This is a genomic window from Thiohalocapsa halophila, from assembly GCF_016583825.1.
Lineage (GTDB): Bacteria > Pseudomonadota > Gammaproteobacteria > Chromatiales > Chromatiaceae > Thiohalocapsa > Thiohalocapsa halophila.
This window is the reverse complement of the sequence record NZ_NRRV01000095.1, coordinates 1-13,196: the sequence shown is the minus strand read 5'-3', so window position 1 is coordinate 13,196 and position 13,196 is coordinate 1. Positions and strand designations below refer to the sequence as shown.

Below are 13,196 nucleotides of genomic sequence, written 5' to 3'. Positions count from 1 at the left end.
TGCTGCTGCGCGGGACCAAGCGCGAAGACGTCGAGCGCGGTCAGGTACTGGCCAAGCCCAAGAGCATCACGCCGCACACGCACTTCGAGGCCGAGGTGTATGTGCTGAGCAAGGAAGAGGGCGGGCGTCACACGCCGTTTTTCAACGGCTACCGGCCGCAGTTCTACTTCCGCACCACGGACGTCACGGGCGCCTGCGAGCTGCCCAAGGGTGTGGAGATGGTGATGCCGGGCGACAACGTGAAGATGACCGTGCGCCTGATCGCGCCGATCGCCATGGAAGAGGGGCTGCGCTTTGCCGTGCGCGAGGGCGGTCGCACCGTCGGCGCCGGCGTCGTCGCCAAGATCGTCGAGTAAGCGTGCCGGGGCGCCTGCGGGAGGCTCCGTCGGCGCCGATTCGGGGTGGCAGTGGCAGGCTGTCGCCCCGCTGCATTTTTTCTAGGCCAGTAGCTCAATTGGCAGAGCAGCGGTCTCCAAAACCGCAGGTTGGGGGTTCGAGTCCCTCCTGGCCTGCCACACACCGCGGCCGGTAGGCCGCTTGCGGGAAGCATGAACGCAAAAGCCGAAGCCGGAGCATCCGGCCTCGACACCGCGAAGCTCGTTGCCGCCGCGGCGATCGTCATCGCGGCGCTCTGGGGCTTTTACTTTTTCGCTGAGTACTCGTTGCTGCTGCGGGTCGTGGTGCTGCTCGCCCTCTCCGGCGGCGCGGCAGCAATCGCGTTGACCTCTGTACCTGGTCGTCAGCTCTGGCGCTTCGCCATCGACGCGCGCATGGAGGTGCGCAAGGTCGTCTGGCCGACCCGTCAAGAGACGATTCAGACCACACTGATCGTCATGGTCATGGTGCTGATTCTCGGCATCCTGCTGTGGCTGTTCGACATGGTGCTGATGGCGATTCTCCGCTTCCTGACCGGACAAGGGGGCTGAGCGTGGCCAAGCGGTGGTATGTCATCCACGCCTTCTCGGGCTTCGAGAGCCAGGTGAAGCGCTCTCTCGAGGAGCGCATCGCCCGCGCCGGGATGCAGGACGCCTTCGGCGACATTCTGGTGCCCACGGAAGAGGTGGTGGAGATGCGCGGCGGCCAGCAGCGCAAGAGCGAGCGCAAATTCTTCCCAGGCTATGTGCTGGTCAATATGGAAATGACCGACGATACCTGGCACCTGGTCAAGGATGTACCCCGGGTGATGGGCTTCATCGGCGGCAAGGGAGACCGTCCGGCACCGATACCGGATTCGCAGGTGGATGCCATCCTCGAGCGCGTCCAAGAGGGCGTCGAGAAGCCGCGTCCGAAAGTGCTCTACGAGCCCGGTGAAGTGGTGCGCGTCGTCGATGGGCCCTTCACGGACTTCAACGGGGTCGTCGAAGAGGTGGATTACGACAAGAGCCGGTTGAAGGTCTCGGTACTGATCTTCGGCCGCTCCACGCCCGTGGATCTCGAATTCGGCCAAGTGGAGAAGGGCTGAGCCGATCGCGCATCGGACCATCGCAAGCCGCTCACGGACACCAAACAGGGCGGCGTGCCGAAGCCTAGTCCTCAGGCTGCGAGGCTTCAACAAATCGCCGAAGGTGCTTCGCGCTCGTTGTGGTCATCGACATGGTGCGGAGCCCGAGCGCGACAGCGAGCAGGGGCTTCGGCCGTCGTTTTTGAGTCCGGCTCTGCCGGGTTAGGACAGTGTACGGGGAGCCGGCCGACCGGGGCGGCGCTCGGACCCGTCGAGGTATTGAATTATGGCAAAGAAAATCAACGCCTACATCAAGCTTCAGGTGAAGGCGGGCGAGGCCAATCCGAGCCCGCCCGTTGGGCCTGCGCTCGGTCAGCACGGCGTCAATATCATGGAATTCTGTAAGGCGTTCAACGCCAAGACGCAGGAGCTGGAGAAGGGCTTGCCGATCCCTGTGGTGATCACCGTCTATGCGGATCGCAGCTTCACCTTCATCACCAAGACGCCGCCCGCGTCCGTGCTGCTCAAAAAGGCCGCGGGCGTGGGTAAAGGCAGCAGCACGCCGAACACGGACAAAGTGGGCAAAGTGAGCCGTGCCCAGCTCGAGGAGATCGCCACCACCAAGATGCCGGATCTCAACGCCAATGACATGGACGCGGCGGTTCGCATCATTGCCGGCAGTGCCCGTGCCATGGGCCTGAATGTCGAGGGGGTGGAATAAATGGCCAAGCTGACCAAGCGTGCGAAGGCGATTCGCGAGCAGATCGAGCCCGGCAAAATGTATGCGGCCGACGAGGCGTTCACGCTGCTCAAGACGCTGTCCACCGTGAAGTTCGTCGAGAACATCGATGTGGCGGTGAACCTGGGCGTCGATCCGCGGAAGTCCGATCAGGTGGTGCGCGGGGCCACGGTGCTGCCACACGGCACGGGCAAGCAGGTCCGCGTGGCGGTCTTCACCCAGGGCGGGAACGTGGACCTGGCGACGGAGGCGGGCGCAGACCGCGTGGGCATGGGCGACCTGGCGGAAGAAATGAAGGGCGGCTCCCTGGATTACGACGTCGTCATCGCGACGCCGGATGCCATGCGTGTCGTCGGCCAGCTGGGCAAGCTGCTCGGACCGCGCGGCCTCATGCCCAACCCGAAGGTCGGGACGGTGACGCCGGACGTGGCGCAAGCGGTGCAGAACGCCAAGGCCGGTCAGGTGCGCTATCGCACGGACAAGGCCGGGATTATCCACTGCCCGCTGGGAAAGATGGATTTCGATGCAGACAAGCTGCGCGAAAACCTCGAAGCCCTGCTCGGCAATCTCATGAAGGCCAAGCCTAGCGCCGCCAAGGGCGTCTACATGAAGAAGGTGACCGTGTCTTCCACCATGGGCCCGGGTCTCGCCGTGGATCATGCCGCCCTGTCTTTCTGAGTGCCTTTGAGACAGGACGCGCAGCCCGAGGTGTTGCGCGTATTGCTGAGGCAAAAACCCTACTGCGGCCGCCCGGCCCGAGATCAGGGCGGCCGCAGCGCAAGCTTTGGGACATCGGTGGTGTCGAGCCGAGGTCCGTCAAAGACCGCAGGTGTCCAACGTCGCGCCGGGAAAGCGGGCCATTGGACTTAATTGTCGCCTGCGCAGATGTGCCCTCGCAGTGGCCACGGGCTTCTTGCCAACGGCCTCGATGACGGAGCACGCAGTCAGCCCGGCGCCACGGTGGGATACGTGGTCGACCGGCCCCTCCCGGGGCGACCCGGGAGCCATCAGGAGAAGCCTATGCCGCTGAACTTTGCTCAAAAGGAGGCCGTGGTCGCGGAAGTCTCGGAAGTCGCGCGGAGTGCCTACTCCGCCATCGGCGCCGAATATCGCGGCTTGACGGTTGCGGAGATGACGGCGCTGCGCTTGAAGGCGCGCGACGCGGGTGTCTACGTGCGGGTGGTGAAGAATACGCTCGCCAAGCGTGCGCTCGCCGACACCGAGTTCGAATGCATGACCGACAGCCTCACGGGTCCGCTCGTGCTGGCATTCGGTCGCGATGATCCGGGCTCGGTGGCACGCGTCGCCAAGGATTTCGCCAAGGAGCACGGTCACTTCCAGGTGCGGATGATCGCCCTGTCCGGGCAGCTGCTGCAGCCCTCGGAGCTGGACAAAGTCGCCAAGATACCGACCTATGACGAGGCCATCAGTCTGCTGATGGCCACGATGAAGGCGCCGGCGCAGAAGCTGACCAGCACCTTCAACGAAGTGCCCGGCAAGCTCGTGCGAACCATCGCTGCCGTGCGCGATGCCAAGGAAGCCGCCTGACGCGCGAGCACGCCCGTCATCGCAGATTTGAGATTACGAGACGCTTCGGTTTCTGACCGACGACCGATTCCCAGGAGATCATTATGGCCGTTTCAAAAGAAGATATCCTCGACACCATCGCGAACATGACCGTGATGGAGGTGGTCGACCTCATCAGCGCCATGGAGGAGAAATTTGGCGTCACCGCCGCTGCCGCCGTGGCCGCAGCCCCGGCCGCCGGCGGCGCCGAGGCCGCCGAGGCCGCCGAGGAACAGACTGAGTTCGACGTCGTGCTCGCGTCCTTCGGCTCCAACAAGGTTGGTGTCATCAAGTCGGTGCGGGCCCTGACCGGGCTCGGCCTGAAGGAGGCCAAGGAGGCGGTCGAAGGCGTCCCGACGACGCTGAAGGAAGGCGTTTCCAAGGACGACGCCGAAGAGGCGAAGAAAGCGCTGGAAGAGGCCGGCGCGACCGTCGAGGTCAAATAAGCCGCATTGTCTGCATCACAGCAGAGTCCCGCCGATCAGGCTGGCGACCTCGGGTCGCCGGCCTCTCGGCGCTGTCGCATTGTTGGCACGTTGGCGCTGTTGCAGCGCTAAACGATCGCGCACCAGCACGCCGCCGCCACCACGGCGGGCGTTGCACGCATCCCTACCGGCCCCACCCCGCGTGCGGCTCGGCACTGACCCCCACAGATGAGGGAAGGCAAGTATGGCCTACTCGTTCACCGAGAAGAAGCGTATCCGCAAGAATTTCGGCAAGCGCCCGACCATTCTCGAGGTCCCCTTTCTGCTCGCTACGCAGATCGATTCCTATCGGGGTTTTCTGCAGGCCGAGCGCGCCCCGAACGCGCGTGAGGACATGGGGCTGCATGCGGCCTTTCGCTCGGTGCTGCCTATCGAGAGCTATTCGGGCAACGCCGTGCTGGAGTACGTGAGCTATCGGCTCGGCGAGCCCGCCTTCGACGTGCGCGAGTGCAATCTGCGCGGTGCCACCTATGCGGCACCCCTGCGGGTCCTGCTGCGCCTGGTCATCTATGACAAGGAGGCCCCTGCGGGCAGCAAGGTGGTCAAGGACGTCAAAGAGCAGGAAGTCTACATGGGCGACCTGCCGCTGATGACCGAGAACGGCACCTTCATCATCAACGGCACCGAGCGCGTCATCGTCTCCCAGCTGCACCGCTCGCCGGGCGTCTTCTTCGACCATGACAAGGGCAAGACGCACTCGTCCGGCAAGCTCTTGTTCTCCGCCCGCGTGATTCCTTACCGCGGCTCCTGGCTGGACTTCGAGTTCGACCCCAAGGACAACGTGTTCGTGCGCATCGATCGCCGGCGCAAGCTGCCGGCAACGGTGCTGCTGCGGGCACTGGGCTACAGCACAGACGAGATGCTGGCGCTGTTCTTCGAGACCGACACCTTCCACCTCGGCGACGCCATCGAGCTCGAGCTGGTGCCCGAGCGCCTGCGCGGCGAAACGGTCAACTTCGAGATCAGCATCGGCGACAAGGTGCTGGTGGAGGCCGGCCGGCGCGTGACCGCCCGACACATCCGCGAGCTGCAGAAGGCCGGCATCGAGCGTCTCGCCGTGCCAGACGAGTTCCTGTTGGGCCGCACGCTCGCCCACACCCTGGTGGACACGGACACCGGCGAGGTCATCGCCGAGGCCAATGCCGAGATCACCGACGAGCTCTTGGCCCTGCTGCGCGAGAAGGGTATCGAGCGGGTGGAGACCCTGTTCGTCAACGACCTCGATCACGGACCCTACCTGTCCGAGACGCTGCGGATCGATGCCACGCGCACGGACCTCGAGGCCCAGGTCGAGATCTACCGCATGATGCGCCCGGGTGAGCCGCCGACGAAGGAGGCTGCACAGAACCTGTTCCACAACCTGTTCTTCACGTCGGACCGCTACGACCTCTCGGCCGTCGGGCGCATGAAGTTCAATCGCCGGCTCGGACGCGAGAGCACCGAAGGCACCGGCATTCTCTACGATCACAAGTACTTCAGCGCCCGCAGCGACGATACGGCGACCCAGCTCGTGGAGGCCTATGGCGAGACGTCGGACATCGTCGATGCGCTGAAAGTGCTGATCGAGCTGCGCAACGGCCGCGGCAGCGTGGACGATATCGATCACCTGGGCAACCGGCGCATCCGCTGCGTCGGGGAGATGGCCGAGAACCAGTTCCGCGTCGGTCTGGTGCGGGTGGAGCGCGCCGTCAAGGAGCGTCTGTCACTGGCGGAGTCCGAGGGCCTGATGCCGCAGGAGCTCATCAACGCCAAGCCGGTGTCGGCGGCCATCAAGGAATTCTTCGGCTCCAGCCAGCTGTCGCAGTTCATGGACCAGAACAACCCCTTGTCGGAGGTCACGCACAAGCGCCGCGTATCGGCGCTGGGCCCGGGCGGTCTTGCCCGCGAGCGCGCCGGCTTTGAGGTGCGCGACGTGCACCCGACCCACTATGGCCGCGTCTGCCCCATCGAGACGCCGGAAGGCCCCAACATCGGCCTCATCAACTCGCTGGCGGTGTACGCCCGCACCAACCGCTACGGCTTCTTGGAGACGCCGTATCGTCGTGTCGATGACGGCAAGGTCACCGACCAGATCGACCATCTCTCAGCCATCGAGGAAGGCGGCTACGTCATTGCCCAGGCCAATGCCACCCTGGATGACGAAGGCCGCCTCACCGATGCCCTGGTGTCCTGCCGCCACCTGAACGAGTTCACGATGAAGGCGCCGGAAGAGGTCCAGTACATGGACGTCTCGCCGCGTCAGATCGTCTCCGTGGCGGCGTCGCTGATTCCCTTCCTGGAGCACGACGACGCCAACCGCGCGCTGATGGGCTCGAACATGCAGCGCCAGGCCGTGCCGACCCTAAGGGCGGAGAAGCCCCTGGTGGGCACCGGCATGGAGCGGGTGGTAGCCAAGGACTCCGGCGTCGTGCAGTGGGCCCGCCGCGGCGGCACCATCGATTCGGTGGATGCTGCGCGCATCGTGGTGCGGGTCAATGACGAAGAGACCGAGGCCGGCGAGCCCGGCGTGGATATCTATAACCTGACCAAGTACACCCGCTCCAACCAGAACACCTGCATCAATCAGCGCCCGCTGGTGCAGCCGGGTGACGCCATCGAGCGCGGCGATGTGCTCGCGGACGGCCCGTCCACGGACATGGGCGAGCTGGCACTGGGCCAGAACCTGCGCGTCGCCTTCATGCCCTGGAACGGCTACAACTTCGAGGATTCCATCCTGATCTCCGAGCGTGTGGTGAAGGAGGACCGCTTTACCAGCATCCACATCGAAGAGCTCACCTGCCTGGCCCGCGACACCAAGCTCGGCCCGGAGGAGATCTCCAGCGATATCCCGAACGTGGGTGAGGCGGCGCTGTCGAAGCTCGATGAGTCCGGCATCGTGTACATCGGTGCCGAAGTGCGCGACGGCGACATCCTGGTGGGCAAGGTCACACCCAAGGGCGAGACCCAGCTGACGCCCGAGGAAAAGCTGCTGCGCGCGATCTTCGGCGAGAAGGCCTCGGACGTGAAGGACACCTCGCTCAGATTGCCTTCCGGCATGGCGGGCACCGTCGTGGACGTGCAGGTGTTCACCCGCGACGGCGTCGAAAAGGACAAGCGGGCGCTGCAGATCGAGGAAATGGAGCTGGAGCGCATCCGCAAGGACCTCGGCGACCAGCAGCGCATCATGGAGAAGGACTCCTTCCAGCGCATGGAGAAGCTCCTGGTGGGCAAAACCGCCGACGGCGGCCCGTCCGGGCTCAAGGCCGGCACCAAGATCACCAAGACCTATCTCAACGAACTCGCCGAGGAGCACGGGCGCGACCGCTGGCTCGAGATTCGGCTGCGCAGCGAAGAGGCCGCGATGCAGCTCGAGGCCGCCGGTGCCCAGATCAAGCAGCAGCGCGAGGAGTTCCGCGACCACTTCGAGGCGAAGAAGCGCAAGATCACCCAGGGCGACGAGCTGGCCCCGGGCGTGCTCAAGATGGTCAAGGTCTACGTCGCGGTGAAGCGCCGCGTCCAGCCCGGCGACAAAATGGCCGGGCGCCACGGCAACAAGGGCGTCATCTCCCGCGTCGTGCCGGTGGAAGACATGCCCTTCAGCGCCGACGGCGAGCCGGTGGACATCGTGCTGAATCCCCTCGGCGTGCCCTCGCGCATGAACGTGGGTCAGGTGCTGGAGACGCATCTCGGCTGGGCGGCCAAGGGCCTGGGCGAGCGCATCGACGCCATGCTGCGCGGCGACGCACCCGCAGTGGAGCTGCGCGGCTTCCTGGAGGAGCTGTACAACACCAGCGGCAAACAGGAGGCGCTGGACGAGCTCGGCGACGAGCAGCTGGTGGCGTTGGCGCGCAATCTCACAGGCGGCGTACCGCTGGCGACGCCCGTGTTCGACGGCGCCACCGAAGACGAAATCCGCCAGATGCTGCGCCTCGCGGGGCTGGCGGAGTCCGGGCAGACGACCCTCTACGACGGCCGCTCCGGCGAGGCCTTCGAGCGGCCGGTGACCGTTGGCTACATGTATATGCTGAAGCTGAACCATCTCGTGGACGACAAGATGCACGCGCGCTCCACGGGCCCGTACAGCCTTGTCACCCAGCAGCCCTTGGGCGGCAAGGCCCAGTTCGGCGGGCAGCGCTTCGGCGAGATGGAGGTTTGGGCGCTGGAGGCCTACGGTGCCGCCTATACGCTGCAGGAGATGCTGACGGTGAAATCCGACGACGTGAACGGGCGGACCAAGATGTACAAGAACATCGTCGACGGCGACCACCGCATGGAGGCCGGCATGCCCGAGTCCTTCAACGTGCTGGTCAAGGAGATCCGCTCCCTTGGCATCAACATCGAGCTGGAGCAGGACTAGCTTCGAATACGAGTGACGAGTGACGAGTGACGAGTGACGAGTGGCGAGTGGCGAGTGGCGAGGAGTAACGAGGGGCGCCGAGCGCCCCCGGCTCCGCTGCCCGCCGGCGTCGGTCCGCCAACCTCGCTACTCGACACTCGAGCCTCGCTACTCGACACTCGACCCGCGACACTCGCAACCTTCTTCGCAGGAGATCGGCTTTGAAAGATCTGCTCAGAATCATCAAGCAGCAGGGTCAGGCGCTGGAGTTCGATGCCATTCGCATCGGCCTGGCGTCCCCGGACATGATCCGCTCCTGGTCCTACGGCGAGGTCAAGAAGCCGGAGACCATCAACTATCGGACCTTCAAGCCGGAGCGCGATGGCCTGTTTTGCGCCAAAATCTTCGGCCCGGTCAGCGACTACGAGTGCCTGTGCGGTAAGTACAAGCGCCTCAAGCACCGCGGTGTCGTCTGCGAGAAGTGCGGGGTGGAGGTCACCCTGGCCAAGGTGCGCCGTGAGCGCATGGGCCACATCGACCTGGCCAGCCCGGTGGCGCATATCTGGTTCCTGAAGTCGCTGCCCTCGCGCATCGGCCTGCTGCTCGACATGACCCTGCGCGACATCGAGCGGGTGCTCTATTTCGAGTCCTTCGTCGTCGTCGATCCAGGCATGACCGCCGAGCTCGAGCGCGGGCAGCTGCTCACCGATGAGCAGTACCTGGATGCGCTGGAGGCCAACGGCGATGAATTCGACGCCCGCATGGGCGCCGAGGCCGTATTCGAGCTGCTGCGCACCATCGATCTCGACGCCGAGATCCGCACCATGCGCGAGGAGATCGAGGCCACCAATTCCGAGACCAAAATCAAGAAGCTTTCCAAGCGCTTGAAGCTCATGGAGTCGCTGCAGGCCTCGGGCAACCGCCCGGAATGGATGATCCTCACCGTGCTGCCGGTGCTGCCGCCGGAGCTGCGCCCGCTGGTGCCGCTCGACGGCGGCCGCTTTGCGACCTCTGATCTAAACGATCTGTATCGCCGGGTCATCAACCGCAACAACCGCCTCAAGCGCCTCCTGGACCTGGTGGCGCCGGACATCATCGTGCGCAACGAGAAGCGCATGCTGCAGGAGGCCGTGGACGCGCTGCTGGACAACGGTCGCCGCGGGCGGGCCATCACCGGCACCAACAAGCGCCCGCTCAAGTCCTTGGCCGACATGATCAAGGGCAAGCAGGGACGCTTCCGCCAGAACCTGCTCGGCAAGCGCGTGGACTACTCCGGACGCTCGGTCATCGTGGTAGGCCCCACACTCAAGCTGCATCAGTGCGGGCTGCCGAAGCGCATGGCGCTGGAGCTGTTCAAGCCCTTCATCTTCAGCAAGCTCCAAAGCCGCGGCCTGGCGGCCACCATCAAGGCGGCCAAGAAGATGGTGGAGCGCGGCACCGCCGAGGTCTGGGACATCCTGGAAGAGGTGATCCGCGAGCACCCGGTGATGCTCAACCGCGCGCCCACGCTGCATCGCCTGGGCATTCAGGCCTTCGAGCCGGTGCTCATCGAAGGTAAGGCCATCCAGCTCCACCCGCTGGTGTGCACGGCCTTCAACGCGGACTTCGACGGCGACCAGATGGCGGTGCACGTGCCGCTGTCGTTGGAGGCGCAGCTGGAGGCCCGCGCCCTGATGATGTCGTCCAACAACATCCTGTCGCCGGCGAATGGCGAGCCCATCATCGTGCCGTCGCAGGACGTGGTGCTCGGTCTGTATTACATGACCCGCGAGCGCGTCAATGCCAAGGGCGAGGGCCTGGTGCTCTCGGGTGTCGACGAAGCGCACCGCGCCTATGACAACAGGCTCGCGGACCTGCATGCGCGGGTCAAGGTACGTATCCGCGAAGTGCTGCCGAACGAGCAGGGCGAGATGCACGAGCACTGGAGCATCAAGGACACCACGGTCGGCCGGGCCATGGTCTGGGAGATCGTGCCCGAGGGACTGCCCTTCGAGCTGGTGGACAAGCCGCTCGGCAAGAAGGCCATCTCCAAGCTCATCAACCAGTGCTATCGCGAGCTGGGCCTCAAGGACACCGTGGTCTTCGCCGACCAGATCATGTACCTCGGCTTCCGCATGGCCACCCGGGCAGGCGTGTCCATCGGCCTCGAAGACATGGAGGTGCCGGAAGAAAAGCCGGAAATCCTCGGCCGTGCCGAAGAAGAGGTGAAGGAGATCGAGGACCAGTACACCCAGGGCTTGGTCACCAATGGCGAGCGCTACAACAAGGTCGTGGACATCTGGTCGCGCACCAATGACCAGGTGGCCAAGTCCATGATGCGCAAGCTGGGCAAGGACCAGGTCCTCGACCGCGAGGGCAACGAGCAGGAGCAGGACTCCTTCAATTCCATCTTCATGATGGCCGACTCCGGCGCCCGCGGCTCGGCGGCCCAGATCCGTCAGCTCGCCGGCATGCGCGGCCTCATGGCCAAGCCGGACGGCTCCATCATCGAGACGCCCATCGCGGCCAATTTCCGTGAGGGGCTGAACGTCATCCAGTACTTCATCTCCACCCACGGCGCCCGGAAGGGTCTGGCGGATACGGCGCTCAAGACCGCCAATTCCGGCTACTTGACGCGCCGGCTCGTGGACGTCGCCCAGGACATGGTGGTGCTGGAGCAAGACTGCGGTACCGAGAACGGGCTCTTGATGACGCCCATCATCGAGGGTGGCGACGTGGTCGAGCCCCTGCGCGAGCGCATCCTCGGCCGTGTCACGGCCGTGGACGTCTACAAGCCGGGCACCGACGACGTCATTTTCGAGGCGGGGACCCTGCTGGACGAGAATCGCGTGCAGGACATGGAGGTACTGGGCATCGACCAGGTGCTGGTGCGCTCCACCATCACCTGCGAGGCGCGGCTCGGCGTCTGTGCACAGTGCTATGGTCGCGACCTGGCCCGCGGGCACCGCGTGAACCAGGGCGAGTCCGTCGGCGTCATCGCTGCCCAGTCCATCGGCGAGCCGGGCACACAGCTCACCATGCGCACCTTCCACATCGGCGGTGCCGCCTCCCGGGCTGCGGCCGTGAGCAACGTGCAGGTCAAATCCGACGGCACGGCACGCCTACACAACATCAAGACGGTGCAGCACCACACCGGCAACCTGGTCGCTGTCTCGCGCTCCGGCGAGCTGACTGTCACCGACGAGAAGGGCCTGGAGAAAGAGCGCTACAAGATCCCCTACGGTGCCACCCTTAACGTCGGTGACGGCGACCGCGTGGAAGGCGGACAGATCGTTGCCAACTGGGACCCGCACACCCACCCGGTGGTCACCGAGGTGGCGGGCAAGCTGCGCTTCGAGGACTTCATCGACGGTGTCACGGTCCAGAGCAAGACCGACGAGGTCACGGGTCTCGCCTCGGTAGAAGTGATCGACCCGAAGCAGCGCCCATCCTCCGGCAAGGATCTGCGCCCGACGGTGATCCTGGTGGACGAGAACGGCGAGGATCTGAACATCGCCGGGACCGACATGCCGGCCCGCTACCTGCTGCCGGCGGGGGCCATCGTCAGCGTCACCGACGGCGCCGACGTCGGCGTCGGCGACATCCTGGCGCGTATCCCGCAGGAGTCTTCCAAGACCCGCGACATCACCGGCGGTCTGCCGCGGGTGGCGGACCTGTTCGAGGCCCGCAAGCCGAAGGAGCCGGCACTGCTGGCCGAGGCCACCGGCACCGTCAGCTTCGGCAAGGACACCAAGGGCAAGCAGCGCTTGGTCATCACCACCGACGACGGCGAGACGGTCGAGTCGCTGATTCCCAAGTGGCGTCACGTCAGCGTGTTCGAGGGCGAGCGCGTCGAGACCGGTGAGGTCATCTCCGAGGGCGAGCTCAATCCGCACGACATCCTGCGGCTGAAGGGCATCACCGCGCTGGCGGAGTACCTGGTCAAGGAGATCCAGGACGTCTATCGCCTGCAGGGTGTGAAGATCAACGACAAGCACATCGAGGTCATCGTCCGCCAGATGCTGCGCAAGGTCGAGATCACCAATGCCGGCGACACCCGGCTGCTGCGCGGCGAGCAGGTGGACTACGGCGCCCTGCTCGTGGAGAACGAGCGCGTGCGGGCCGAGGACAAGCACCCGGCCTTGTACGAGCCGCTGCTGCTGGGCATTACCAAGGCCTCGCTGGCCACGGATTCCTTCATCTCGGCGGCGTCGTTCCAGGAGACCACACGGGTGCTCACCGAGGCGGCGGTGCGCGGCTCGGTGGACGGACTGAACGGGCTCAAGGAGAACGTCATCGTCGGTCGGCTGATCCCGGCGGGTACCGGCCTCGCCTACCACAACGAGCGTCGGCGCAGGCGCCAGGATGACACCGGTGCCGCCGCGGACGAGCGCATGGAGCTCGCCGCAGAGGAATTGGAGCAGGCCCTGAAGCAGGCACTCAACACCTCGGATTCCGAGGCCGAGTAAGCGCCCTGCTCAAACGGCGTCGGCGGCGAGTCCCTGGTGGATGGGTCGCCAGCGCCGTTGCGATGACAAAAAGGCCAGGGCGAGCGCATATAAACTAGCGCTGAAACATGTATCTGAGGCATCCTTCGAGAAACTGTGTTAGGAGTTTCTCGTGTCTGCCAGCATCCTTGAGCATTTCGCGCCGGTTCCGGACTTCCGCATT

Annotated in this window: 9 protein-coding genes and 1 tRNA gene; all 10 read left to right on the top strand. The window is 65.1% G+C overall.

Annotation, left to right across the window (positions count from 1 at the left end; all coding sequences use genetic code 11):
* A partial coding sequence (locus CKO31_RS23445; protein ID WP_498370621.1) for an EF-Tu C-terminal domain-related protein occupies positions 1-356 on the top strand: 356 nt, incomplete at its 5' end.
* An 83-nt stretch (positions 357-439) separates the two neighbouring features.
* Positions 440-515: transfer RNA gene (locus CKO31_RS23440), tRNA-Trp, on the top strand.
* A 33-nt stretch (positions 516-548) separates the two neighbouring features.
* Positions 549-926, top strand: coding sequence for a preprotein translocase subunit SecE (gene secE, locus CKO31_RS23435; protein ID WP_200242387.1), 378 nt, complete (start codon positions 549-551; stop codon positions 924-926).
* A 2-nt stretch (positions 927-928) separates the two neighbouring features.
* The gene (gene nusG, locus CKO31_RS23430) at positions 929-1,462 is read left to right on the top strand and encodes a transcription termination/antitermination protein NusG (RefSeq protein ID WP_200242385.1); all 534 of its coding nucleotides are present in this window, start codon (positions 929-931) and stop codon (positions 1,460-1,462) included.
* A gap of 265 nt (positions 1,463-1,727) precedes the next feature.
* Positions 1,728-2,162: a 50S ribosomal protein L11 gene (rplK, locus tag CKO31_RS23425; RefSeq protein ID WP_200242382.1), complete on the top strand. Its 435-nt coding sequence runs from the start codon at positions 1,728-1,730 to the stop codon at positions 2,160-2,162.
* Positions 2,163-2,858, top strand: a complete 696-nt coding sequence (gene rplA / locus CKO31_RS23420; protein ID WP_200242376.1) for a 50S ribosomal protein L1 — start codon at positions 2,163-2,165, stop codon at positions 2,856-2,858.
* Between the two features lie 342 nt (positions 2,859-3,200).
* Complete coding sequence (gene rplJ, locus CKO31_RS23415) at positions 3,201-3,728, top strand: 50S ribosomal protein L10 (protein ID WP_200242373.1); 528 nt, start codon at positions 3,201-3,203, stop codon at positions 3,726-3,728.
* An 83-nt stretch (positions 3,729-3,811) separates the two neighbouring features.
* On the top strand, positions 3,812-4,192 hold the full coding sequence (gene rplL / locus CKO31_RS23410; RefSeq protein ID WP_200242358.1) for a 50S ribosomal protein L7/L12: 381 nt from the start codon (positions 3,812-3,814) through the stop codon (positions 4,190-4,192).
* Between the two features lie 223 nt (positions 4,193-4,415).
* On the top strand, positions 4,416-8,567 hold the full coding sequence (gene rpoB, locus CKO31_RS23405; protein ID WP_200242355.1) for a DNA-directed RNA polymerase subunit beta: 4,152 nt from the start codon (positions 4,416-4,418) through the stop codon (positions 8,565-8,567).
* Positions 8,568-8,767: 200 nt separating this feature from the next.
* Positions 8,768-12,994 (top strand): DNA-directed RNA polymerase subunit beta', encoded by a 4,227-nt coding sequence (gene rpoC / locus CKO31_RS23400; RefSeq protein WP_200242344.1) that lies wholly within the window; start codon positions 8,768-8,770, stop codon positions 12,992-12,994.
* The last annotated feature ends 202 nt before the right edge of the window (positions 12,995-13,196 follow it).

Coding starts and splice junctions, on each gene's coding strand:
- secE (WP_200242387.1), top strand. CDS start 549: ATGAACGCAAAAGCCGAAGCCGGAGCATCCGGCCTCGACACCGCGAAG.
- rplL (WP_200242358.1), top strand. CDS start 3,812: ATGGCCGTTTCAAAAGAAGATATCCTCGACACCATCGCGAACATGACC.
- rpoB (WP_200242355.1), top strand. CDS start 4,416: ATGGCCTACTCGTTCACCGAGAAGAAGCGTATCCGCAAGAATTTCGGC.
- rplK (WP_200242382.1), top strand. CDS start 1,728: ATGGCAAAGAAAATCAACGCCTACATCAAGCTTCAGGTGAAGGCGGGC.
- rplJ (WP_200242373.1), top strand. CDS start 3,201: ATGCCGCTGAACTTTGCTCAAAAGGAGGCCGTGGTCGCGGAAGTCTCG.
- rplA (WP_200242376.1), top strand. CDS start 2,163: ATGGCCAAGCTGACCAAGCGTGCGAAGGCGATTCGCGAGCAGATCGAG.